The sequence below is a fragment of the Acinetobacter pittii genome, from assembly GCF_034064985.1.
Taxonomy (GTDB): domain Bacteria; phylum Pseudomonadota; class Gammaproteobacteria; order Pseudomonadales; family Moraxellaceae; genus Acinetobacter; species Acinetobacter pittii_H.
In genome coordinates, this window is the sequence record NZ_CP139249.1 from 3159533 (window position 1) to 3184152 (window position 24620).

At 39.4% G+C, this 24620-nt stretch carries 18 protein-coding genes, 2 tRNA genes, 3 rRNA genes and 1 pseudogene; 8 read left to right on the plus strand and 16 right to left on the minus strand.

From position 1 onward, the window contains the following. Positions 1-12: 12 nt before the first annotated feature. From SOI76_RS15140 to SOI76_RS15150, 3 genes and pseudogenes are all read right to left on the minus strand, one after another. A pseudogene (locus SOI76_RS15140) lies at positions 13-1205 on the minus strand (hypothetical protein). 45 nt (positions 1206-1250) lie between these two features. After that, positions 1251-2084, minus strand: coding sequence for a C39 family peptidase (locus tag SOI76_RS15145; RefSeq protein WP_104080083.1), 834 nt, complete (start codon positions 2082-2084; stop codon positions 1251-1253). 307 nt (positions 2085-2391) lie between these two features. Then, a complete protein-coding gene (locus tag SOI76_RS15150) occupies positions 2392-3231 on the minus strand; it encodes a DUF6160 family protein (protein ID WP_205668445.1) in 840 nt (279 codons plus the stop codon). Positions 3232-3587: 356 nt separating this feature from the next. Between SOI76_RS15150 and pabB the strand changes: the two genes are divergently transcribed. Continuing rightward, positions 3588-4940 carry an anthranilate synthase component I family protein gene (pabB, locus tag SOI76_RS15155; RefSeq protein ID WP_104080082.1) on the plus strand — a complete coding sequence of 451 codons (1353 nt, stop codon included), beginning with the start codon at positions 3588-3590 and terminating at the stop codon, positions 4938-4940. A gap of 3 nt (positions 4941-4943) precedes the next feature. On the opposite strand, the gene hisC is transcribed toward pabB, so the two are convergent. The 12 genes from hisC to SOI76_RS15215 all read right to left on the minus strand — a co-directional run bounded on the left by hisC (position 4944) and on the right by SOI76_RS15215 (position 17514). Beyond that, positions 4944-6029, minus strand: coding sequence for a histidinol-phosphate transaminase (gene hisC, locus SOI76_RS15160; RefSeq protein ID WP_104080081.1), 1086 nt, complete (start codon positions 6027-6029; stop codon positions 4944-4946). Positions 6030-6098: 69 nt separating this feature from the next. Continuing rightward, complete coding sequence (hisD, locus tag SOI76_RS15165; protein ID WP_104080174.1) at positions 6099-7388, minus strand: histidinol dehydrogenase; 1290 nt, start codon at positions 7386-7388, stop codon at positions 6099-6101. A gap of 106 nt (positions 7389-7494) precedes the next feature. After that, positions 7495-8178, minus strand: a complete 684-nt coding sequence (gene hisG, locus SOI76_RS15170; protein ID WP_005071248.1) for an ATP phosphoribosyltransferase — start codon at positions 8176-8178, stop codon at positions 7495-7497. Next, complete coding sequence (gene murA / locus SOI76_RS15175; protein ID WP_104080080.1) at positions 8178-9434, minus strand: UDP-N-acetylglucosamine 1-carboxyvinyltransferase; 1257 nt, start codon at positions 9432-9434, stop codon at positions 8178-8180. The genes hisG and murA overlap by 1 nt, the downstream gene beginning before the upstream one ends. 6 nt (positions 9435-9440) lie before the next feature. Further along, a complete protein-coding gene (gene ibaG / locus SOI76_RS15180) occupies positions 9441-9692 on the minus strand; it encodes a BolA family iron metabolism protein IbaG (protein WP_002115399.1) in 252 nt (83 codons plus the stop codon). 138 nt (positions 9693-9830) lie between these two features. Then, entirely contained in the window at positions 9831-10169 is a 339-nt protein-coding gene (hpf, locus tag SOI76_RS15185; protein ID WP_057075171.1) for a ribosome hibernation-promoting factor, HPF/YfiA family, read from the minus strand. 167 nt (positions 10170-10336) lie between these two features. Further along, positions 10337-11785, minus strand: a complete 1449-nt coding sequence (rpoN, locus tag SOI76_RS15190) for an RNA polymerase factor sigma-54 (protein ID WP_104080079.1) — start codon at positions 11783-11785, stop codon at positions 10337-10339. Positions 11786-12158: 373 nt separating this feature from the next. Beyond that, a 5S ribosomal RNA gene (rrf, locus tag SOI76_RS15195) occupies positions 12159-12273 on the minus strand. Positions 12274-12456: 183 nt separating this feature from the next. Next, a 23S ribosomal RNA gene (locus tag SOI76_RS15200) occupies positions 12457-15347 on the minus strand. A 362-nt stretch (positions 15348-15709) separates the two neighbouring features. Continuing rightward, positions 15710-15785 (minus strand) — tRNA-Ala (locus SOI76_RS15205). 55 nt (positions 15786-15840) lie between these two features. Then, a tRNA-Ile gene (locus tag SOI76_RS15210) sits at positions 15841-15917 on the minus strand. 59 nt (positions 15918-15976) lie between these two features. After that, positions 15977-17514, minus strand: a 16S ribosomal RNA gene (locus SOI76_RS15215). Together the 16S, 23S and 5S rRNA genes with 2 tRNA genes alongside form the textbook arrangement of a ribosomal RNA operon. 572 nt (positions 17515-18086) lie before the next feature. Between SOI76_RS15215 and SOI76_RS15220 the strand changes: the two genes are divergently transcribed. The 7 genes from SOI76_RS15220 to ohr all read left to right on the plus strand — a co-directional run bounded on the left by SOI76_RS15220 (position 18087) and on the right by ohr (position 23032). Beyond that, positions 18087-18965 (plus strand): VacJ family lipoprotein, encoded by an 879-nt coding sequence (locus SOI76_RS15220; RefSeq protein WP_250621819.1) that lies wholly within the window; start codon positions 18087-18089, stop codon positions 18963-18965. Positions 18966-19076: 111 nt separating this feature from the next. Beyond that, on the plus strand, positions 19077-20045 hold the full coding sequence (gigA, locus tag SOI76_RS15225; RefSeq protein ID WP_104080735.1) for an RsbU family protein phosphatase GigA: 969 nt from the start codon (positions 19077-19079) through the stop codon (positions 20043-20045). Positions 20046-20147: 102 nt separating this feature from the next. Beyond that, positions 20148-20669 (plus strand): anti-anti-sigma factor GigB, encoded by a 522-nt coding sequence (gene gigB, locus SOI76_RS15230; protein WP_002117273.1) that lies wholly within the window; start codon positions 20148-20150, stop codon positions 20667-20669. A gap of 26 nt (positions 20670-20695) precedes the next feature. Then, positions 20696-21520 (plus strand): carbon-nitrogen hydrolase family protein, encoded by an 825-nt coding sequence (locus SOI76_RS15235; protein WP_104080736.1) that lies wholly within the window; start codon positions 20696-20698, stop codon positions 21518-21520. A 14-nt stretch (positions 21521-21534) separates the two neighbouring features. Next, positions 21535-21909 carry a DUF4951 domain-containing protein gene (locus tag SOI76_RS15240; protein ID WP_104080737.1) on the plus strand — a complete coding sequence of 125 codons (375 nt, stop codon included), beginning with the start codon at positions 21535-21537 and terminating at the stop codon, positions 21907-21909. A 165-nt stretch (positions 21910-22074) separates the two neighbouring features. Continuing rightward, positions 22075-22512 (plus strand): MarR family winged helix-turn-helix transcriptional regulator, encoded by a 438-nt coding sequence (ohrR, locus tag SOI76_RS15245; RefSeq protein ID WP_104080738.1) that lies wholly within the window; start codon positions 22075-22077, stop codon positions 22510-22512. Between the two features lie 88 nt (positions 22513-22600). After that, complete coding sequence (gene ohr / locus SOI76_RS15250; protein WP_104080739.1) at positions 22601-23032, plus strand: organic hydroperoxide resistance protein; 432 nt, start codon at positions 22601-22603, stop codon at positions 23030-23032. A 56-nt stretch (positions 23033-23088) separates the two neighbouring features. On the opposite strand, the gene gspE is transcribed toward ohr, so the two are convergent. Continuing rightward, the gene (gene gspE, locus SOI76_RS15255) at positions 23089-24579 is read right to left on the minus strand and encodes a type II secretion system ATPase GspE (RefSeq protein ID WP_104080740.1); all 1491 of its coding nucleotides are present in this window, start codon (positions 24577-24579) and stop codon (positions 23089-23091) included. Between the last annotated feature and the right edge of the window lie 41 nt (positions 24580-24620).

Consider the following 24620-nt stretch of genomic DNA (forward strand, 5'->3'; position numbering starts at 1 on the left):
CTTAATATCTCCTTATTTTTGCTTTTTGCCAAAACCTAAAATATCTAAAGGGAAAGATAGACCAAGCGAAATATCTGGTGCATCTTCTGTTAAACCAATACCCACCGTACCATTGACAATCGTTTCAGGTGATACACGTACACCTAGAGCAAATGAGAGCATCGCACTACTTTGATCTGGTGAAGTGTAAGATTCGTTGCCATTATCAAATTCAAATTCAGCATTCATGTTAAAACTTTGCTGATAGGACATTGTTAATGAAACGTCATAGTTAAATGAGTAAGCAAAACCGAAAGAAAAACCACCACTAATACCAGGGTCAAATGAGGTTAAAGTTCTCGTCCCATTTTTTCCTCCCCCTCGCTGTTGATCTAAACCAGATTCTTTAAAACCATAATTAGCAGATGCGGAAGCGAATAAAACGACGGGATCGATATACTTACGAGTACTTGCTCCTACTCCTACAGAGTAATAACCTTTACCCGTAGAGAGCTCATCTAAGCCTATTTCATACGGACTGTCACCCGTTTTAGTGGATAGGCTACCAAAAAGAACTAATGGTAAACGTCCTTGCTTTAAAGGAAATGGCTCCCAACGAGCACCCAAAGAAATATCACCCAAACCAGCAGTGGTTTTATCTTTAATAATTTCAGACTTTGCAACGAAAGGTAAAGTTGCTGAAAGAGTTAAGTTATCAAGAACACCATATTGAAAAGTAAAACTATTTGTTAAAGTATGGTTTGCATCTTCTTCTACACGTAAACGATTAAGTTGAGAAGAATTATCCGATAAAGCTAAGTCAATTCGAGTATCACGATAATATGTATAATCAAGGTCATAATAAGAAGAAATAACCCCTTTTTTAATTAATGAGTATTGACGCTCATTTGAAGTAAATACTTCTTGTAAATTTGTTTCTTGACTCGCATCACCTTCTTTTTTCTGTAAAGCAGTAGCTGCTTGATTTGCTTCTGGATTAGCTGATGTAGGTGCAGATTCAGTGCCCCCCCCTCTGTGGTCGGAGCTGTTTTCTGTTCTTGCACTGAATTTGTTGTTGGCATTACTTCTGGCGTTGTACTCACCTCAGGAACAGCTACACTATTTTGTGTACTTGCTTCTACAACTTGGTCATCTGCATAAAGTGTATCTGTAATGGCAATTAAACTTAATGCCAACACGCTCATCTTCATCCATCGATTATTCATATTTCTTCCCACCCAATCTATTTATTTTACTAAATTAAAATTTGACTATTTACGTTTGTAATAAAGACGCATATAAGTTTCTATCGGTTGATTATATGTTGGAGAATGATTATCATTATCCAAAACGCGACGCATCGTTGAAGCTTTGTTTGCTAAACGGTCATAATTAAATGTTGGATATTGCACATCAACAAAAGCATAACGATTGACTGTTGCATCTTCTACATGACGCATATCAGCTTCTTTTAATGCTAATAGATCTTTACGTTGAGATTCAGGAACAGAAATAACAAATAATGTATTATTATCCCAAATTTCTTTAAAACGATTTTCATCGAAGCTAATATTTCCTAAAGCAGGATCAGCTACATATACTCTTCCATCTTTATAAGCTTTATATACGACAAAATGTTTAAAACCAGCATATGAAATAGGAACGATTGCAGGTTGTCCAAGTTTAACTAAATCAGAAAACTCACCCCGATAACCGCCACTCTCTAAACCAATTGCGGTAACGAAACGCTTCATATCAAGTAATGAGAAACTTCGACGTTCAATAATACGCTGATATTCGCCGTACTGTAGTAGACCGCTCATTGTCTGCTGTTCAGTCAGACTCGTCCCCACATAACCATTTAAGAGTGTAGTAAGAGCGGCTGAACCACAACTATAATCATAGGCTTGTCGAACAATTCCACGGAACTGATCTTCTACAGCAGGTTTGATCTTGACGGGTTCAATATGACTACGGCGAAAAGATAAATTACGTGAGTCGGCGGTTTCTGTATAATAAACAGTTCCCGGTGGCTTTTTTTCTATTTCGAAGGCTTCTGTCGCAAAGTAATACATCAATGCCGAGCCTAAAGCAATCTCTAACATAAGCACTTGGTCTAAATGGTGGCCTAACTGGCCTTATTCATTTTATTCTTAGAGCAATAGCTCTACATCCCTGTGTGTTGAAGATACCTTTTTTTTCTGTAAAAAACAGCTTTTTTTTAATCTTTTTGATGAATGTATAGTTTTACTTTATTTAAATTGTTAATTAATTCTCACTTCGATTAATTTCTTATCTATACATATAATATTTATATGATAATTTTAACTTGAACACTTATATTAAAGCCTCTTTTTTCATTTAATAAAAAAGCGCGTATTAAACGCGCTTTTTTATTTCTGACTTTTAAAATTAGTGTCCAGAAATTGTAATTGTAGAGTTAGCAACATTTAAGCCTTGAACTTCAACATCGCCAATTGAAGCAGCTGTACCCAAATGTACACCTTGTAAATATACATTCATTGCTTGAGTACTGTTGTTTTTAATTTCTAGTCCTGTTGTTTTTACAGAAATACCAGCATTAACATCTAGATCACCCGTGGCATTAGCACCACGTACCATGATTTTGTCAAGTTTGATCGTACCACCGCCAGCAGCATCTTTAATACCAAGATTAGAGATATTTAAACCACCCTGCAAACTTGAATTCACTTTAATCATTGCACCTTGAGGAGCTGCACCTAACTGAATATTTGCCGTAATTTTACCTAAAGATAAATCTAAACCAGTAATGATTTCTGTTGGTGCTGTTTCAGTGATACCACGAGTTGCTGTAGTTTCATTTACAGTACCAGAAGTACCAACACCAATTGAGCCAACATGCACATCAACAGCACCAACCGTTGCAGCAACGTTTAAGAAAGCACCATTAGTACCAGAAGCACCATTCGTATCAATTGCTAAATTTAAAAGTGGATCAGTACCAGTTTGCTTAAGAGTAATACCATTAATTGCGATCGCACCCGCAGTACCTGATGCACCTAAAATTCCTGTTGCAGTACCTAAACCATCATTATCATGTAAATATAGTTTACTGATATTAATACCGTCAGTACCTAAAGCAATACCGATGTTAATACCATCTTGACCAGTAGCAGCACTAAGCGCAGCATCGTCCATTGACTGCATTGCCATTGCATTTGCGCTGATAGCTAAAGAAGAAACTAAAGCAAGTTTAGTAAACATTTTCATTGAGCACTCTCCCAAGAGCATTTATTTTTTGACTTAACCACTCTCATTGTCTCAAATTGCATTTTTCTTTATATGGCAACCGAAACTTCCAATCCTTGAGTAGTTTTGCTTAGCAATTACTAAATTACATCTACGTTAATTTTTGTTCAACTAGTGTTGTGCATTTTTTGCCAACTACCCGACAAACGGTACACTCAAGTTTTTCTATACAAACCTTGCTAAAAACAATAAATTTTAAGTTAAAATTTCGCTCACTTTATCAGCAAAAAAGTTTAGTACTTAAAAGACTTTCTCCTGATGAAGTACAACTTATAGTAAACTAACTACTCTCTCATTAAACACTCTTTTATTTAAAAATGTCTCAGTTAAAGAAAAAAATCTCTTTATATAGTAAAAATGCTGCCGATATTTTAAAAAAATTAGATGGTTTAACTGGGCTTATTTATTTAAATGACAACAACAACCCAACTATTGGATTTCTTCCACAAGATTATATTATTATTCAAAATGAAAATTATTTAGAGTTTGAGCGCCAAAATTTCAACGAATATAAAAATAGATCAAAATCAAATCAACTTTTAAATTTCATTCAATTTAAAGGAAATAATTTAAATAAAGATATTGAATCAACAACAAGTTTTATGGGTGGTTATATTGGTTTTATCAGCTATGATTTCAGTGCACATCAATTTATTAATGGACAAAATCATATACAACCTTCTCTATTCCTAGGCCAATATCGATCTTTTTTAAAATATATAGATAATGATTGGTATTTTTTTAGTGATGAAGAAAATGCAATTGATCTATTCTCATATATTGAAAATAAAATAGAGAATTTTGGTTCCAACAACTCTAAAAATACATTTGAATTAAAAACCACTATTCAACCAAGATGGTCTAAAAAACAATATTTCGATGCTTTCTATAAAATACAAGAATATATTAAGGCTGGAGATTGCTATCAAATTAATTTAACCCAAGAGTTTAAAGCTAAATTTTCAGGATCCTTATTAAATAAAGCTAAAGATTTATGGCAACTTACAAATGCTCCATATGCAGGTTATTTAAAATTAGATGATTTTGAATTATTAAGTTGCTCTCCCGAGCTTTTCATCGAGTTCAATCAAAATAAACAAATTAAAACTAGACCTATTAAAGGCACAATGCCTCGCTATGAGAATACAGAAAAAGATTTTATTTCTAAACAAACCTTAAAAAACTCTCAAAAAGACCAGGCAGAAAACGTGATGATTGTCGATTTATTACGTAATGATTTGAGCATTTATGCCAATACAGGATCTGTAAAAACAACAAAATTATTCGAGATTGAAAGTTTTAATCAAGTACATCATATGGTAAGCGAGATCGTTGCGACCCTTAAAGATGATATTAATCCTATGCAAATGCTGCTCTCTGCCTTACCAGGAGGTTCAATCACAGGAGCTCCCAAAATTCGGGCAATGCAGATCATTGAAGAGTTAGAGGAATCAGCAAGAGGTGCATATTGCGGGACATTGGGTTACTTCAATTTTAATGGAACTGGCCGCTGGAATATTCTCATCCGTAGTTTTCAACAATATCAGAATCAGCTCTCTTTATGGGCAGGTGGGGGTATTACGATTGCATCAAATGCAGAAGCAGAATATCAAGAAAGTCTTGATAAAGTCTCTGCTATGCTGAACTTGATGAACAGCACAGCAGAGTAAAATTTAGAGAATATCTTCTTTTAATGTCTGTACTAAACGCTCATTTTGCTCATCAGTTCCTACAGTAATTCGCAAGAATTGATTAATACGAGGCTTATTGAAATAGCGCACAATAATGCCCTGATCACGTAATTGCTGTGCAAGCTGACCTGCATCATGCGATGAATGTGAAGCAAAAATAAAGTTTGCTTTAGAAGGTAAAACTTTAAAGCTCAAAGCAGTTAATTCATCTACTAGCTTTTCACGACTAGAAATAACTTTTTGACATTGTTCTTCAAAATAAGTTTGATCTTCAAAAGAGGCTACCGCTGCTGCAATTGCAAAACGATCAATAGGATATGAGTTAAAACTATTTTTGACAGCTTCAAGTGCAGCAATTAAATGAGACTGAGCAATCGCGAAGCCAACGCGTAAACCCGCAAGAGAGCGAGATTTTGAAGTTGTTTGGCACACAACCAGATTCTCATAGCGATTTACTAAACTCACAGCGGATTCTGCACCAAAATCAACATAAGCTTCATCAATCACCACCACTCGATCTGGGTTAGCTTTTAAAATTTTTTCAATTTCTGCTAAGCCTAGTGCAATACTTGTTGGTGCATTAGGATTCGTAATAATAACCCCCCCATTTGGCTGCACATAATCCTTAACGTCTATCTCAAAATTATCATTGAGTGGAATTTCTTTAGTTTTTGTTCCAAAGAACTGACTATAAACTGGATAAAAACTATAAGTGATATCTGGATAAAGAATTGGTTCATCTTGAAGAAAAAATGCTTTAAAAATATGAGCAAGCACTTCATCTGAGCCATTACCAACAAAAACTTGTGAAACGTCAATATTCTGTTGCTTAGCAATCGCATGTTTTAATGCCGTAGCATCTGGATCTGGATATAAACGCAATGCATCAGCCTGATGAGTTAAAACAGCTTGAACTGCTTCAACTACTTTTGGTGATGGCGGATATGGATTTTCATTTGTATTGAGTTTCAATAAATTCTGAATTTTAGGCTGTTCACCAGGAACATAAGGCTCTAACTCACGAACTTCTGGACTCCAAAAGCGCATTTGTGCTGTAGATAAAGTCATGGTCTTATCTCAAAAAAGGGCTGAAATTCAGCCCTGAGTAATAATTAAAAAACTATAAGGCTTATAAGCTTATTGATAACGATAGCGAGCTGAGCGTGCATGGGCATCTAAGTTCTCTTGGACAGCTAATATGTCAGCTGTCTTAGCTAACGATTTGACTCCATCTTTCGAACACATAATTAAGCTCGAACGTTTTTGGAAATCATAAACACCTAATGGAGAAGAAAAACGAGCCGTTCCAGACGTTGGTAATACATGATTTGGACCTGCACAATAGTCACCGATTGCTTCAGGTGTATAACGACCCATGAAAATTGCTCCAGCGTGACGAATATCTTCACTCATAGCCTCGGCATCATCTAAGCAAAGTTCCAAATGTTCTGGTGCAACTTGGTTAATCAATTCAATTGCTTCTGCACGGTTTTTGACTAATACCAAAGCACCACGGTTTTCAATTGAAGTTCGAGCAATATCTGCCTTTGGCAATTCATTTAAATGCTTTTCAATTGCCAACTCGACTGCATTAAGCAAAGCTTCATCAGGAGTAATAAAAATTGCTTGAGCAACTGTGTCATGTTCAGCCTGAGATAAAACATCCATAGCTAACCAATCTGCATTATTTTCACCTTCTGCATATACTAAAATTTCAGAAGGTCCAGCAATCATATCAATACCGACCTGACCAAATACAGCGCGTTTGGCAGCTGCGACAAAACGATTTCCAGGACCAGTAATTTTATCTACGGGTGGAATGGTCTGAGTACCATAAGCAAGAGCTGCTACAGCTTGAGCTCCCCCAATGGTGAATACTCGACTCACTCCTGCAAGGTAAGCTGCCGCTAGAACCAATGGATTTAGTTCACCGTTTGGGGCAGGAACAACCATAATAATTTCAGGTACACCTGCAACGTGGGCTGGTACAGCATTCATTAAAACTGAAGATGGATAAGAAGCTAAACCGCCTGGTACATAAATACCGACACGGTCTAGAGGTGTCACTTTTTGTCCTAATGTATTGCCCAAATCATCTATATAAGTCCAGCTATCTTGTTTCTGAGCTTCATGAAATGTACGAATACGAGCTGCTGCTAACTGAAGAGCATCGCGAATTTCTGGATTTAAATTATCAAAAGCAGTTTTAAGTTCTTGTTGAGATAATTCTAAATCTGAGAATTGATGCGCTGGATGTCGATCGAACTGTTGAGTGAGCTTTAAAACATGATCATCACCATGCTGACGAACATCAGCAATAATTTGATCTACTGTTTGCACTAAATTAAGATCATTTACAGTTTCAAATGCTAAAAGCTCAGCAAAAACCTGTTTGAAGTTCTGATCTTGAGTCGATAAACGTCGCATCAATTTACCCACAAGGCGAAAAAGAAAAACCAAGTTTACTCTTTTTCTAAGCGCTTGTGGGCATCATCTGAAGCAACTATCACAAAAGCGTGATGGGAAATTGCTTTTAACGTGATTGAACGGCTTGCTCAAGCTGTGAAATGATGGGGTTTAATAGAGTTTGCTTACGTTTAAAACTAGCTTTATTTACAATTAAACGTGAAGAGACTTTGCAAATCTCCTCTAATGGCTCAAGACCGTTCGCTCTTAGAGTATTACCAGTATCGACCACATCGACAATGTAATCACCCAACCCGACCAAAGGCGCTAACTCCATAGAACCATAGAGTTTGATCACATCGACTTGCTCACCTAAGCTTGCATAATACTGACGAGTAAGATTGACGTATTTCGTGGCAATTTTTAAACGGCCTTTTGGTCGCTCCATTCCCACTTTACCAGCAGTCATTAATTTACACTTAGCGATTTTCAGGTCAAGTAATTCATATACATGCTGAGCACCGTGTTCCATCAACACATCTTTACCTGCTACTCCTAGATCTGCTGCACCATTTTCTACATAGGTAGGCACATCAGATGCACGTAAAATCAAAATACGTACTTGCTTATGGGTAGTAGGAAAAATCAGTTTACGGGACTTTTCTGGGTCTTCGAGCAAATTAATACCCGCTGTAGCTAGTAAAGGTAACGTCTCTTTTAAGATACGCCCTTTACTGAGTGCCAAGGTCAAACCATGATCAAAATTGCCCATCACATCAAAATTAGGATCATCGTTTCTTACATCATTCATTAACTTACTCGCTTAATTTTGGCACCTAAACCTTGAAGTTTCTCTTCGACATGCTCATAACCACGGTCAATATGGTAGATACGGTCAATTAAGGTATCTCCTTCTGCCACTAAAGCTGCCAAAACTAAAGAGAATGAAGCACGCAAATCTGTTGCCATTACAGGTGCAGCCTGTAAAGTTTCTACTCCAGTTACGACAGCATCGTGACCTTCAACCTGAATATTAGCACCCATGCGTGACAATTCAGGAACATGCATAAAACGATTTTCAAAAATCGTTTCAGAGATAGTTGCAAATCCACGACCAATAGCGTTTACAGCCATAAGCTGAGCTTGCATATCTGTTGGAAACTCTGGATGTGGCAAAGTTCTAAAACTTACAGCTTTAGGGCGTTTGCCTAACATATCAAGTTCGATCCAGTCATCACCACGAGTGACTTCAGCACCCATTTCTTCAAACTTATCCAAAACAGATTCAAGTAATGCAGGGTCGGTATGTGTAGTCTTGACACGACCGCCTGTAATTGCAGCAGCTGCCAAATAAGAACCCGTTTCGATACGATCAGCTACCACAGCATATTCACAGCCATGCAAACTTTCCACTCCAGTTACAACAAGAGTATCAGTATCAAGTCCTTCAATCTTGGCACCCATTTTGATGAGCATTTGAGCAAGGTCAGTGATCTCAGGCTCACGAGCTGCATTACGAATTGTCGTAACGCCATCAGCTAATGCAGCAGCCATCAAGATGTTTTCAGTACCGCCAACGGTAACCATATCAAAAACAACTTCGCCGCCTTTTAAACGGCCTTCAACTGAAGCATGGACATAACCATTTTCAACTTCAATATGTGCACCTAAAGCTTCTAAAGCTTTTAGATGTTGGTCAACTGGACGTGATCCAATTGCGCAACCACCTGGTAAAGAAACTTTCGCATTACCATAACGTGCTAATAATGGTCCTAAAACCAAAATTGAGGCACGCATTGTTTTTACTAGTTCATAAGGAGCAAACTGATTATCTAAAGTAGAGGTATCAGCTTTTACTGTGTCATTTTCATAGCCGATTGTAACCCCTAATCCACCAATCAACTTAACCAAAGTATTTACATCTTTAAGATTTGGAACATTGGTAATCGTAATTGGTGAGTCTGCAAGAATAGTTGCAGCAAGTAATGGTAAAGCGGCATTTTTAGCACCAGAAATGCGCACTTCCCCTTCGAGCTTAACACCACCCGTAATTAAAAATTTATCCATTAATATTTAAGCTCCGAAAAGGCTTGCTTTACGCCATTCATCTTTGGTCATTGCACGAATTGTTACCGCATGAACTTCGCCACTTGCAATATAAGTATTTAATGGTGCATAAACTAATTGTTGGCGAGCAACAGTACGCTTACCGTCAAATTGATCATCCACAATACGGAGGTCAAATTTTCCGGCCTGTCCGCTCACCGCTACTTCCGCTTCAGGGAAAGCTTCTTTTAAAATTTGAGTGAGCTGTTCACTATTCATTGCAAAGACCTCTGACACAACCTAAGGTGTAAAACGAAGTATTTTACTATAACTTTTTCAAAGAATTCAGTACGTGTTTATATTTTATCAATAAAAAAGAGGCTATCTTTCAAGCCTCTTCTAATTACATAAAACTTATTAAATAGAAACAGCAACTTGCGAATAAGTACACTGCATTTTCCGATATTTTAATAATTGTTTTTTTAATTTTTCAGTTAGTTTTTTAATTGAAGTATACATATCATCAGCAGCTGCCTGAGCAAATAACTCAATTCCAGGCAATCTTACAATAGCCTCTGCAACATGGTTTGAACTACCTTTATGAGAGCGCTTATCAATTTGATGATCTTTTGTTAATTTAATCTGCATACTATTCACCTGATCTAGATGCTTCGTTAACTGATTAAACTTTGATTTAATATTTTCTTCTATAGCTGGTGTAATTGCTAAATGATGTCCACGAATCGTTATTTGCATAATTCTATCCCTCACCTTTTTTAGGTTATCTAAAGAAGAACTAAAACGATTTAATGCTATCAAAAAGAAAACTTGGGACAATTAAACCATTTTAGTTACTCTCTTGGTGAAAATGAAATTTCATTATTTCGTCATAATGAATCTCTAGAATAGCCATACTTCAAAATTCAGATCAAGACTTTTCTTTCAGACGACGAAGGAATATGTAACGATTCTCGATATTTTGCGACCGTTCTTCGAGCCACTTCGATTCCCTCATCCTTTAACAATGTAGCAATTACATTATCTGACAAAGGTTTACGTGGATTTTCGTTTGCGACTAGTTTCTTAATCATTGCCCGAATTGCGGTGGAAGAGGCCTCTCCTCCTGCTGTTGTTCCTACATGGCTAGAGAAAAAATATTTCAGCTCAAATAGACCACGAGGCGTAAGCATATATTTATTTGTAGTTACACGAGAAACTGTAGATTCATGCAATTCGACTTCTTCTGCCACATCTCGAAGAACTAGCGGCTTCATTGCTTCAGGACCTATCTCCAAAAAGGCTTTTTGATGCTCCACAATACAAGAAGCTACTTTTAATAATGTTTTATGCCTTTCATCAATGCTTTTGATAAAGTTTTTCGCCTCAAGCATTTGATTACGCAAATATAAATTATCCTCACTCTGATCTGCTCTACGAATCATACTAGAGTAAAAAGAATTAATTCTTAATTTAGGAAGTACATCGGGGTTTAGCTGAACCTGCCAATGTAAATCTTTTTTTGAAACCACCACATCTGGAATTTGATAATCAGATTCTTGCTTATCAAAATCCATACCAGGATATGGTTTTAATGTCTTTAAAAGATCGATTGCAAATTTTAGTTGGTCTCTCGTTAGGCCCGTTTGTTTGAGTAACTTATTTAAGTCATTTGCTATTAAAAGCTCATAATGCTGCAATAAGCTTTTCGCCTCGCTTAAATACTCAATATCTTTTGGTAGAAATTCAAGCTGTACCTTTAAGCATTCTGCTAAATTACGTGAACCAATCCCTAATGGATCAAGACGTTGAATATGCTTCAAAACAACGAAAACTTCATCCTCTTCAATCTCTTCCTCAATATCCATTTCATTTAGCAATTGTTGTGCTGCTAAAATTATTTCTTCTATTTCAGCATCTAAGAAACCTTTATCATCTAATGCATCAACAATACAATAAGCAATTAATTGATCTATTTTAGAGAAATGCAAAAGATTAACTTGCTCTAAAATGTGTTCCTTCAGAGATAATTGAACTTGGCGATTATCCTCTCGTTCTTCAAATTCTGGAGTAGCTAAAGCCGTTGATTGATGTGTATAAACATCATCCCACTCGGTATCGACTGGCAAATCATCAGGCAAATGGTTTGCATTTAGTTCAGTTGTTAAATCATCTGATTCTTTACTTTCTAATGTAGTCAGGCTTTCCGTTAACGACTCTTCTTCTATTTTTTCAAGTAAAGGATTACTATCTAATTGAATCTGAATTTCCTGTTCTAACTCTAAACTAGAAAGTTGTAATAAACGAATTGCCTGCTGCAATTGAGGTGTTAACGATAGAGAATTCGCAACTTTCAATCCAACAGATAATTTCATATATTTTAACTTCCATAAAACAAGCAAAAATCATGCCTATTCAATATTTATAACATATAGTCTCTATTTGTCCTACATATCCAACTGAAATTTTTAGAAGAAAAAATAGTTTTTTCCAATTACAGACATAACTTTATTAAATTAATTCTATAGAACATGGTTCCCAACAAGATAGACACAAAATCTTCTTATAAGAATTTAATTAGAAGGGACTAATCCTCTTCTAATTTTATTTAATAAAATACTCTTTCTTTCTACAGTTTTTCATTAAATTATAAAATTTAAATCCATAAATCTAATTTAGATTTTTAATTATTTTTCTAATAATAAAAAAACACCCCCATTCATTGGAACGGGGGTGTTTAGAATAATGAGCTGGCGATGACTTACTCTCACATGGGTAACCCCACACTACCATCAGCGCTAAGAGGTTTCACTTCTGAGTTCGGGAAGGGATCAGGTGGTTCACTCTTGCTATGGTCGCCAGCACAACTGTTTATGGATACTTGCTTCGTTTTATTCACTGTGTGATACGTTGCGTTTTCCAAATCTTTACAGACGGGCTGATTGAATCTGATTTTGTTCATTTTAGCTAAGCGTTTAACTAAATCAAGTTGCTTTGCATGTTTATGAATCGATTGATGCTTCACATACAACTGCTTGGGTGTTGTATAGTCAAGCCTCACGAGCAATTAGTATTGGTCAGCTTCACATATCACTATGCTTCCACATCCAACCTATCAACGTCCTAGTCTCGAACGGCTCTTTAGAGGAATAAATTCCTAGGGAAATCTTATCTTGAGGTAGGCTTCCCGCTTAGATGCTTTCAGCGGTTATCCCTTCCGAACATAGCTACCCGGCGATGCGACTGGCGTCACAACCGGTACACCAGAGGTTCGTCCACTCTGGTCCTCTCGTACTAGGAGCAGATCCTCTCAAATTTCCAGCGCCCACGGTAGATAGGGACCGAACTGTCTCACGACGTTCTAAACCCAGCTCGCGTACCTCTTTAAATGGCGAACAGCCATACCCTTGGGACCTGCTTCAGCCCCAGGATGAGATGAGCCGACATCGAGGTGCCAAACACCGCCGTCGATATGAACTCTTGGGCGGTATCAGCCTGTTATCCCCAGAGTACCTTTTATCCGTTGAGCGATGGCCCTTCCATACAGAACCACCGGATCACTAAGACCTACTTTCGTACCTGCTCGACTTGTGGGTCTCGCAGTTAAGCGCGCTTTTGCCTTTATACTCTACGCGTGATTTCCGACCACGCTGAGCGCACCTTCGTACTCCTCCGTTACTCTTTAGGAGGAGACCGCCCCAGTCAAACTACCCACCAGACACGGTCCTCGTCCCGGATAACGGGACAGAGTTAGAACCTCAACATTACCAGGGTGGTATTTCAAGGACGGCTCCATTGGAACTAGCGTTCCAACTTCAAAGCCTCCCACCTATCCTACACAAGTAAGGTCAAAGTTCAGTGTCAAGCTGCAGTAAAGGTTCACGGGGTCTTTCCGTCTAGCCGCGGGTACACTGCATCTTCACAGCGATTTCGATTTCACTGAGCCTCTGCTGGAGACAGCGCCGCCATCATTATGCCATTCGTGCAGGTCGGAACTTACCCGACAAGGAATTTCGCTACCTTAGGACCGTTATAGTTACGGCCGCCGTTTACTGGGGCTTCGATCAAGAGCTTCGCTTACGCTAACCCCATCAATTAACCTTCCAGCACCGGGCAGGCATCACACCCTATACGTCCACTTTCGTGTTTGCAGAGTGCTATGTTTTTAATAAACAGTTGCAGCGGCCTGGTTTCTGCGGCTGTCGTCAGCTCAGGAAGCAAGTTCCATCACCAACAACAGCGTACCTTCTCCCGAAGTTACGGTACCATTTTGCCTAGTTCCTTCAGCAGAGTTCTCTCAAGCGCCTTGGTCTACTCGACCTGACCACCTGTGTCGGTTTCGGGTACGATTCCTGTGTAACTGAAGCTTAGAGACTTTTCCTGGAAGCATGGTATCAGCCACTTCACTGTACAAGTACAGCTTGCTATCGGATCTCAGTATAGAGTACCCCGGATTTGCCTAAGATACATACCTACATCCTTCCACCTGGACAACCAACGCCAGGCTGACTTAACCTTCTCCGTCCTCTCATCGCATTACACAGAAGTATTGGAATATTAACCAATTTCCCATCGACTACGCCTTTCGGCCTCGCCTTAGGGGTCGACTCACCCAGCCCCGATTAACGTTGGACTGGAACCCTTGGTCTTTCGGCGAACGGGTTTTTCACCCGTTTTGTCGTTACTCACGTCAGCATTCGCACTTCTGATACCTCCAGCATACTTCTCAATACACCTTCATCGGCTTACAGAACGCTCCCCTACCACTTGACTAATGTCAAATCCGCAGCTTCGGCACATAGTTTTAGCCCCGTTACATCTTCCGCGCAGGCCGACTCGACTAGTGAGCTATTACGCTTTCTTTAAAGGGTGGCTGCTTCTAAGCCAACCTCCTAGCTGTCTATGCCTTCCCACATCGTTTCCCACTTAACTATGATTTTGGGGCCTTAGCTGGCGGTCTGGATTGTTTTCCTCTTGACTACGGACGTTAGCACCCGCAGTCTGTCTCCCGGATAGTACTCATAGGTATTCGGAGTTTGCATCGGTTTGGTAAGTCGGGATGACCCCCTAGCCGAAACAGTGCTCTACCCCCTATGGTATTCGTCCGAGGCGCTACCTAAATAGCTTTCGGGGAGAACCAGCTATCACCAGGCTTGATTAGCCTTTCACCCCTATCCACAAGTCATCCCCTGGCTTTTCAACGACAGTGGGTTCGGTCCTCCAGTTAGTGTTACCCAACCTTCAACCTGCTCATGGATAGATCGCCTGGTTTCGGGTCTATACCCAGCAACTAAACGCCCTATTAAGACTCGGTTTCCCTACGGCTCCCCTATACGGTTAACCTTGCTACTGAATATAAGTCGCTGACCCATTATACAAAAGGTACGCAGTCACACCACGAAGGTGCTCCCACTGCTTGTATGCATGCGGTTTCAGGATCTATTTCACTCCCCTCACAGGGGTTCTTTTCGCCTTTCCCTCACGGTACTGGTTCACTATCGGTCAGTCAGGAGTATTTAGCCTTGGAGGATGGTCCCCCCATATTCAGACAAGGTTTCACGTGCCTCGCCCTACTCGTCATCATTATGTGTGCCCTTTCGTGTACGGGAATATCACCCTCTACGTTCGCACTTCCCAGAGCGTTCCACTAAAACACACATAACTTAATGGGCTGATCCCCGTTCGCTCGCCGCTACTGAGGGAATCTCAATTGATTTCTTTTCCTAAGGGTACTGAGATGTTTCACTTCCCCTCGTTCGCCTTGCAACACTATGTATTCATGTTGCAATACCTACCTTAAAGTAGGTGGGTTCCCCCATTCAGAAATCTCCGGATCAAAGGATATTTGCCGCCTCCCCGGAGCTTTTCGCAGGCTATCACGTCTTTCATCGCCTCTGACTGCCAAGGCATCCACCACATGCACTTAATTACTTGACTATACAACCCCAAACAGTCGTCAACACCTACAAGTGAGTGTTGTCCGTGCGATTCTTCATCGCTACTATCTGTTGTCTGTGTACTTAAACACTGTACAGCTTCAATCTAAATTCATATACCAAAACGCTTGATTCAGTTAATTTGCTAGTTCTCAATCAACTCCAAGATCAGAATTACTTCCTCTCTTTTTGTTATTGAGTGAACAATTTATTTCAGACTCAATTTTGCCAATCTGTTAATGAATAAACATGCCTTCGTCAGGTCATGCTTAATACCGTGATACTTAAATCACAGAAGTTAATAAACCAAGATCTTAAAATCTCTATTTACTAATTTCTGTAATCCGAACTTCTCTTAAGTTCTGGTGGAGACTAGGAGAGTCGAACTCCTGACCTCCTGCGTGCAAAGCAGGCGCTCTACCAACTAAGCTAAGTCCCCAGCTTACATCATCAGTCATGTATCTTTTATCTATAACTTCAACTAGTCAAAGTCATGGTGGGTCTGACAAGACTTGAACTTGTGACCCCACGCTTATCAAGCGTGTGCTCTAACCAACTGAGCTACAGACCCTCAGATACATCTATGAAGAACAACTTGTTGTGGATTCTTACCAATCGTCAATCTTTCGTTAAGGAGGTGATCCAGCCGCAGGTTCCCCTACGGCTACCTTGTTACGACTTCACCCCAGTCATCGGCCACACCGTGGTAACCGCCCTCTTTGCAGTTAGGCTAGCTACTTCTGGTGCAACAAACTCCCATGGTGTGACGGGCGGTGTGTACAAGGCCCGGGAACGTATTCACCGCGGCATTCTGATCCGCGATTACTAGCGATTCCGACTTCATGGAGTCGAGTTGCAGACTCCAATCCGGACTACGATCGGCTTTTTGAGATTAGCATCCTATCGCTAGGTAGCAACCCTTTGTACCGACCATTGTAGCACGTGTGTAGCCCTGGCCGTAAGGGCCATGATGACTTGACGTCGTCCCCGCCTTCCTCCAGTTTGTCACTGGCAGTATCCTTAAAGTTCCCGACATTACTCGCTGGCAAATAAGGAAAAGGGTTGCGCTCGTTGCGGGACTTAACCCAACATCTCACGACACGAGCTGACGACAGCCATGCAGCACCTGTATGTAAGTTCCCGAAGGCACCAATCCATCTCTGGAAAGTTCTTACTATGTCAAGGCCAGGTAAGGTTCTTCGCGTTGCATCGAATTAAACCACATGCTCCACCGCTTGTGCGGGCCCCCGTCAATTCATTTGAGTTTTAGTCTTGCGACCGTACTCCCCAGGCGGTCTACTTATCGCGTTAGCTGCGCCACTAAAGCCTCAAAGGCCCCAACGGCTAGTAGACATCGTTTACGGCATGGACTACCAGGGTATCTAATCCTGTTTGCTCCCCATGCTTTCGCACCTCAGCGTCAGTGTTAGGCCAGATGGCTGCCTTCGCCATCGGTATTCCTCCAGATCTCTACGCATTTCACCGCTACACCTGGAATTCTACCATCCTCTCCCACACTCTAGCTAACCAGTATCGAATGCAATTCCCAAGTTAAGCTCGGGGATTTCACATTTGACTTAATTAGCCGCCTACGCGCGCTTTACGCCCAGTAAATCCGATTAACGCTTGCACCCTCTGTATTACCGCGGCTGCTGGCACAGAGTTAGCCGGTGCTTATTCTGCGAGTAACGTCCACTATCTCTAGGTATTAACTAAAGTAGCCTCCTCCTCGCTTAAAGTGCTTTACAACCATAAGGCCTTCTTCACACACGCGGCATGGCTGGATCAGGCTTGCGCCCATTGTCCAATATTCCCCACTGCTGCCTCCCGTAGGAGTCTGGGCCGTGTCTCAGTCCCAGTGTGGCGGATCATCCTCTCAGACCCGCTACAGATCGTCGCCTTGGTAGGCCTTTACCCCACCAACTAGCTAATCCGACTTAGGCTCATCTATTAGCGCAAGGTCCGAAGATCCCCTGCTTTCTCCCGTAGGACGTATGCGGTATTAGCATTCCTTTCGAAATGTTGTCCCCCACTAATAGGCAGATTCCTAAGCATTACTCACCCGTCCGCCGCTAAGATCAGTAGCAAGCTACCTCTCTCCGCTCGACTTGCATGTGTTAAGCCTGCCGCCAGCGTTCAATCTGAGCCATGATCAAACTCTTCAGTTAAAATCATTTTGCACCTTATTAAAGACAAGGTGCCAATTCTGGCTCATCAATTACTGACTTAAATTTCGCTCAAATAAACTTCGAGTAATTTAAACCAATCAATCAATGAAAATTATTTCGATTAATCAATCAGTAAAAATCCACACAAGTTGTTCTTCAATTCTCTTAATGATCTTCTTCCTGGTTCGTCACCAGCAAGCTAGGTCGGCTATATTACTCTTAATCTCTTAAAAGTCAACAGGTAATTTCGATATTTTTAAAACTTATTCTCAAAACCAACTTACCATCAAATTCATCACTTAAAGCAACCAATCTAATCACAAGTAACTGTTTTTCAACAAGTTTCTATCTGCATCACCGCCGATGGATGTGCATTATAGACCATCTCATTCCCTTTGCAACCCCTTTTTTCATTTAATATTATCACTTGTCTATTTTTTAAGCTTTTTAGCATTTTATCTATATTATTTGATCAATTTTACATTGATAATAGGTTATCAGTTTTGTATTAAAGCATATCTCCACCCAACTGCACATTTAAGTATTAGCCTGGCTGGCGGTTAAGGAATTATATGAATTATTCTAATTTAATTTTACTCAGCGTAATATCTGTAGGTGTGTGTACCTCTATATATGCTCAAGAAAATACTATAAGTGAATCTTCTGATGCTAGCTCACTAGAAGAAACAGCACCTGCTCATCCGCGCTCACAAATTATTAAAGATTTAAAAAATATTAAAGTTAAAGATTTAAAAATTAATGCGAATGCAGCACAACCAGATCCTGTAAAAGATCCCTTACAATCACTAAATCGTCCAATTTATTCATTTAACGATATGTTGGATCGAAATTTTTTACGTCCAGTTGCTGTTCAATATAGAGAAAAAACTCCAGAAGATGTTCGTGGTTCTTATCGCCAATTCCGTAAAAATCTTGGAGAACCTTGGAATGCAGTCAACCAGCTTATTCAAGGCCGTCCTGGTCGTGCAGCAAAAACTTTAGGACGCTTTACAATTAACACTTTAACGACTCTTGGTTTAGCTGACCCTGCCAGCCGTTTAGGCTTACCGACTGAAGAAGAGAATTTTGGAGTAACCCTCGGTTACTATGGCGTTCCTTCTGGCCCATTCCTTATGTTGCCTTTTTTCGGTCCAAGTACCTTACGTGATGGTTTCGGCTTAGCAGTAGATGCTCAAGCTCGTCCACAGAAATATATTATGGAAGATCAAGATGGGCTTTATTGGTCGAGCAATATGTTACAAGCCGTTGATACGCGTGCCCAATATCTAGATTTAGATCAAACCTTACAGGGTGATCAATATGCCATGATTCGAGACTTATATCTCCAACGTAAAGCATTCCAAATTGCAGAGAAAAAAGGCGACTCAGCTGATGTATCTTTCATTGATGATGATTCAGAAGATACACCAGATGAGAATCAAAACCCTTAAAAGATGAAATCAAGGTATTGCTTGGATTAAGAGTTCGGCAATACCTTGATTTTGATCATACATACTCTATGATGAATAAAGTGATCATATAAAAGGACTACCATCTCTTCTATGTATTTTATTAAACCGACACGCTCTATCCCTTATTTAGAGCAAGCTTTGGATAAACTGCCAGGCTTACAAGTCATTAACATAGATGATTTAGATTTATATGATCCAACCATCATTGCAATAGCAGATGTACAAGATTTTCTGTCTTATAAATGGAATTTACCCACCATTGTCATTGCTTTTGAACATGAAGGGAGCGCTTTAGCTCAAGCATGGGAAGCAGGTGCTCTTGCAGGCTGGGTGTGGAATCAGTTACCTAACGATTTAAATAAAGCCCTATCAAGAATTGATGCTCAATATAAGCGTAATCAAGATAGTCGTGATTTACCTTCGGCTGCTGAACTGCAAAAACGATTACTGCCTAATCCAATCGATTTATTAAATTATCAAGTCGAAACTTTCTTCCAACCCTCAGCTTATCTCTCCGGTGATTGGTATGACTACTGGAAATTAAATGATAAGGAAGTTTTATTTTATCTTGCCGATGTTTCAGGACATGGTGTAACCAGTAGTTTATTAACATCATGGATGGCAGCTTTTCATGGCCGTTCTAAAACCCCAAGACAATTAATAAAAAAATTAAATGGGATGCTGGTTCAAGAGAATATTGAAAAGCACATTACGATTGTGGTCGGTATTTTAAATCTAGAAACACATACGCTTCGCTGGTCAAGTGCAGGCCACTACCCACCTCCTATCATTTTTGAACCAAATCAAGCTCCAAAAATTCTAACAACAAGTAGTTTTCCATTAGGTTTAACCGATGAACTTGAAGTTGAAGAGCATATTTGTACATTAAATCACCAATCCCGCTTCATTGTTTGCTCAGATGGAGCACTTGAACCTTTTGACGGTGGTTTAAATGATCAGTTCCAACAATTGGTTCATCATTTGCAAAATCAATCATTTCAAGCACCCGATCATGTAGCTGATGACATTGCCATCTTTAGTCTTTGTCGAATGAATTAATTTACGAATCAATTAATTACATAATATACGACTTAAGGACTCTTGAGTCTGAGATGGCACTATGTGATAATTTTTCTATCCTTCTCTGAAAATGGCATTTATATGTCAACAGGTCATGTTGAATATGCAAGTTTAAATGGAACGCATATTTTCAAACTTATTGGTGAAGTGCGAGCCCATTCTTGTATAAGTCTAGACAAACTTTTAAACAGAATTGAACAGCAAGAGAATGTTGTTGGTGCAATCGTTGATTTAACCCAAACAACATTTATTGATAGTACAGTATTAGGCATCCTGGCTAAGCTAGGTTTAAAGCTTAAACAAACTCATCATATTCAAGCTGTGATGCTATCTACCAATCCAGATATCACAACCTTAGCCAACAGTATGGGGCTAGGGCAGGTTTTTGTCATTTTGAATTACTGTGGCGATCCTAACGTTTGCACATTAACGTTAACTGATGAACAGATCACTCATAATGCAATGCTAAGAACAGTTCTGGATGCACATAAGACATTGATGAAACTCAATGCAAACAATCAGAATATGTTTGAGCCACTTGTGAAGCAGTTACAGAAAGAACAAGATACGCTTGAACAGGTATCTGACAAGCAAAATGCCTGATTTCCTCTATTAAGCCGGACTAGAATATGACCCTTGTTTCTGTTGCTCAAATGAACTCTCAAGATGATATTGAAAATAATTTTCAAGTCATTGAGTCTTTGATTCAACAAAGTAAGGCGCAAAATGCCAGCTTAATTGTTTTCCCTGAAAACTTTGTATGTTTTGCTGCTGGGAAACAGCGTGAAACAGCTGAGCAGTTTGAGTCTATTCAGCAAAGGCTTGAGAAACTAGCACATCAATATCAAATCTGGATTATAGCCGGTACTTTACCATGCCCTTTTCGTCCAGATGGATCCACCATTCAAGATGGTCGAGTCCGAACGGTTAGTCTTTGTATTAGCCCTGAGCGTACAGAAGCACGTTATGACAAAATCCATTTATTTGATGTACAAGTGGGTGATGCTGTCGGTGGTTATCAGGAGTCTCGTTTCTTTGAACCTGGGACAGACGTAGTAGTCACATCTACTCCTTTTGGCAATATCGGCTTAATGGTATGTTATGACTTACGTTTTCCAGAGCTTGCTCTCACCCTGAGACAACAAGGCGCTCATATTCTTAGTGCTCCTGCTGCATTTACTTATACAACTGGACAAATGCACTGGCAGCTTTTGCTACAGGCTCGGGCAATGGATAGCCAATGTTATGTTTTAGGTGCAGCACAACAGGGCTGGCATGGTGAAAAACGACAAACTTGGGGACACTCTGGGGCAACAGATAGTCGTGGTCAAATTTTAAGTATGGTTGGATATGAAGGGAATGGTTTAATCACTGTACCCTTTGATTTAACAGCACAAGAACTCGTCCGCTCTTCAATGCCTCTAATGACACACCGTAAATTGATTCAATATTAAAAGTTTAATTATTCATGTGGAAATACTTATTTAGCTTTTTTTGCTTGGGGACAAATATTCATTGTTATGCAGAGTTTGGAACAACGAACCATTTCGTTTCACCCACTGCACAACTCAGTTCAGATATTCTTCCAGCAACACCTAAAAATATTCCTTTACCTGCATTCGGCCAAAGAATAATTGGCTGGGGTACAGGTGCAGAAGGTGCAAGACAACGTTTAGAAAATATTCAGCCTGCAGATGTTTCCATGATTAAAAAACAAGGAACCACTCTTGAAATGATTACTGCATGGCAAGACTTTTATGAACAAGAGCAACAACGTAATGCAAATAATCCTACCGCTAAATATCGTGCTCGATTAATGAAAAAGATTGCAGATTTGTGGTAAATACAGTGATCTAAAATATTTTTATCTTATGGAATAATTAATGTAATTATTCCATTTTTTATGTGCGCTCATTTGTTTTATTCATAAACTATTCTGATGAACATTTAAGAAACTGAATAGAAAGCGATATACTACAAAAGTAGTATCATTTTCTTTGAGGAATATATGGACCAAGACTGTCAAAACTTAAAGCTTGAGAATCAATTATGTTTCCTCATTTATTCAACAAATTTAGCGCTTAATCAGCTCTACAGAAAACTTCTAACACCTTTGGGTATTACCTATCCTCAATATTTAGTGATGTTAGTGTTGTGGGAGCAAGATGAAGTCACTGTTTCAGAAATTGGAGCAAAACTTTTTTTAGAATCATCTACCCTCACCCCTATCTTGAAAAAGTTAGAAGCCCAACATTTACTTCATCGTACCCGTTCAATTCAAGACGAGAGACAAGTGATTATTACGTTGAGTGATGAAGGAAAAAAATTAAAAGATCAAGCAATGGATATCCCGGCAGGTGTACTAGAAGCAAGTTCATGTGATATGACAACGCTACTAGACCTCAAAGATCAACTTACTAAACTCCGTACAAATATAGCTAAATAATCACCATTTTTTTTACAAAATTGACTTGTCAAAATATTTAAGTCGTGTACGATATATTTGTATTCAATTTATTTTAGGAATAAAAACGATGTCATTAGAAAAAGTTGTTTATCGTGCAAAAGCTAAAGCAACCGGTGGTCGTGATGGCCGTGCGACTTCATCAGACGGTGTATTAGATGTACAACTTGGCGTACCTAAAGAAATGGGTGGCGCTGGTGGTGCTGTAACAAATCCAGAGCAATTATTTGCAGCTGGTTATTCAGCATGCTTTTTAGGTGCTTTAAAATTTGTTGCAAACCGTGATAAATTTAATATTAGTAAAGACGCTTATGTAGAAGGTGAAGTAGGTATTGGCCCAATCCCTACAGGTTTTAGCATCGAAGTGACTTTAAATGTTTATTTAGTCGGCATGGACCGTGAAGAAGCTGAAAAATTAGTTGCAGCAGCTCATGTTGTTTGTCCATATTCAAATGCAACTCGTAACAATATTGATGTAACTTTTAATATTGTGACGGAATAAGTTTTGATATTTAAAAAATGCCCGAATCAAATCGGGCATTTTTTACATCTTAAATATTACGCTTCACTTGCCTCATTGGTTACACGAAGCACTTCTTCGAGTGTAGTTTTACCTGCAAGTACTTTGCGCAAACCATCATCGCGAATAGAACCAGAATACTGACGAGCATGGTTTTCTAATTCAAATTCAGCTGCATTACCATGAATGAGACGGCGCATAGGTTCATCAATAGGTACAATTTCATAAATTGCTGTACGGCCATTAAACCCTAAATGAGAACACTGATCACACCCTTGAGCCTCCGGTAACTTTAAACTTGGTTCATGGGAAATATGCTGAAAAACTTGCTTCTCAAAAGTATCGGCTTCACGCCATGTCATACAATGTGGACATAAAGTACGAACCAAACGCTGCGCAACCACCCCAATTAAAGAGCTTGAAAGCAGGAAAGGTTCAATCCCCATATCTTTAAGACGAGTAACTGCACCAATAGCTGTATTGGTATGTAGTGTTGATAAAACCAAATGGCCTGTTAAAGATGCTTGAACCGCAATTTCAGCAGTTTCCAGATCACGGATCTCCCCCACCATTACAACATCAGGATCTTGACGTAACATTGCTTTTAAAGCACGAGCAAATGTCATATCCACTTTGGTATTTACTTGAGTTTGACCAATGCCTTCGAGTTGATATTCGATTGGATCTTCAGCAGTTAAGATATTACGAGTATTGTCATTTAAATCAGACAAGGCTGCATATAGGGTGGTCGTTTTCCCCGAACCGGTAGGCCCTGTGACCAAAATAATACCATGGGGACGATGCACTAACTGAGTTAAACGCTCATAGTCATTAGCCATTAAACCCAAGTGAGTCATGTTGAGTCGGCCCGCTTGTTTATCAAGCAAACGCATAACGACCCTTTCACCATGTGACGATGGCAAAGTTGAAACACGTACATCTACTTCACGGCCAGCAAGACGTAAAGAAATACGTCCATCTTGTGGTACACGTTTTTCAGCAATATCAAGCTTCGCCATAACTTTAATACGCGAAACTAGTAAAGGCGCCAACTCACGGCGTGGTTGTACAATCTCACGTAATTGTCCATCTACACGTAATCGTACAGATAGTTTCTTTTCAAAAGCTTCAATATGAATATCAGAAGCCCCTACTCGAATTGCTTCAGAGAGAAGTGCATTGATCAGACGAACAATAGGTGCGTCATCTTCTTGGTCCATCAAGTCTTCTGTTTCAGGAACCTGATCAGCCAAACTCAATAAATCAGGATGATCTTCTAAACCTGCTGCAACTTGTTGTGATTCTCCCGTATCGCCGGCATAGCTTGTACTTAAGAGCGTATTAAATTCTTGTTCAGTACATAATTGATAATGAGCTGACTTCCCCAAGATACGTCTTGCTTCCTGCAATGCAATTTTTTCAGTGTTTTGACGTCTAATAATAAATACTTGATCACCGTCATAACGAAATAAAACACCATGACGCTTGGCAAAACTATATGGAACTTGTATTTGTTTCAATATTTGCATCACAATTTATAATGATGAGTAAGATGATTTTGAGTGTACTC

What these genes read in the sequence shown, in the direction of transcription:
- ohr (WP_104080739.1), top strand. Translation starts at nt 22,601, where the DNA reads ATGTCATTAGAAAAAGTTGTTTATCGTGCAAAAGCTAAAGCAACCGGT.
- SOI76_RS15235 (WP_104080736.1), top strand. Translation starts at nt 20,696, where the DNA reads ATGACCCTTGTTTCTGTTGCTCAAATGAACTCTCAAGATGATATTGAA.
- hisG (WP_005071248.1), bottom strand. Translation starts at nt 8,178, where the DNA reads ATGAATGATGTAAGAAACGATGATCCTAATTTTGATGTGATGGGCAAT.
- rpoN (WP_104080079.1), bottom strand. Translation starts at nt 11,785, where the DNA reads ATGAAATTATCTGTTGGATTGAAAGTTGCGAATTCTCTATCGTTAACA.
- ohrR (WP_104080738.1), top strand. Translation starts at nt 22,075, where the DNA reads ATGGACCAAGACTGTCAAAACTTAAAGCTTGAGAATCAATTATGTTTC.
- SOI76_RS15220 (WP_250621819.1), top strand. Translation starts at nt 18,087, where the DNA reads ATGAATTATTCTAATTTAATTTTACTCAGCGTAATATCTGTAGGTGTG.
- gigB (WP_002117273.1), top strand. Translation starts at nt 20,148, where the DNA reads ATGTCAACAGGTCATGTTGAATATGCAAGTTTAAATGGAACGCATATT.
- ibaG (WP_002115399.1), bottom strand. Translation starts at nt 9,692, where the DNA reads ATGAATAGTGAACAGCTCACTCAAATTTTAAAAGAAGCTTTCCCTGAA.
- SOI76_RS15240 (WP_104080737.1), top strand. Translation starts at nt 21,535, where the DNA reads ATGTGGAAATACTTATTTAGCTTTTTTTGCTTGGGGACAAATATTCAT.
- hisD (WP_104080174.1), bottom strand. Translation starts at nt 7,388, where the DNA reads ATGCGACGTTTATCGACTCAAGATCAGAACTTCAAACAGGTTTTTGCT.
- gspE (WP_104080740.1), bottom strand. Translation starts at nt 24,579, where the DNA reads ATGCAAATATTGAAACAAATACAAGTTCCATATAGTTTTGCCAAGCGT.
- gigA (WP_104080735.1), top strand. Translation starts at nt 19,077, where the DNA reads ATGTATTTTATTAAACCGACACGCTCTATCCCTTATTTAGAGCAAGCT.
- hpf (WP_057075171.1), bottom strand. Translation starts at nt 10,169, where the DNA reads ATGCAAATAACGATTCGTGGACATCATTTAGCAATTACACCAGCTATA.
- SOI76_RS15145 (WP_104080083.1), bottom strand. Translation starts at nt 2,084, where the DNA reads ATGTTAGAGATTGCTTTAGGCTCGGCATTGATGTATTACTTTGCGACA.
- pabB (WP_104080082.1), top strand. Translation starts at nt 3,588, where the DNA reads ATGTCTCAGTTAAAGAAAAAAATCTCTTTATATAGTAAAAATGCTGCC.
- hisC (WP_104080081.1), bottom strand. Translation starts at nt 6,029, where the DNA reads ATGACTTTATCTACAGCACAAATGCGCTTTTGGAGTCCAGAAGTTCGT.
- murA (WP_104080080.1), bottom strand. Translation starts at nt 9,434, where the DNA reads ATGGATAAATTTTTAATTACGGGTGGTGTTAAGCTCGAAGGGGAAGTG.
- SOI76_RS15150 (WP_205668445.1), bottom strand. Translation starts at nt 3,231, where the DNA reads ATGAAAATGTTTACTAAACTTGCTTTAGTTTCTTCTTTAGCTATCAGC.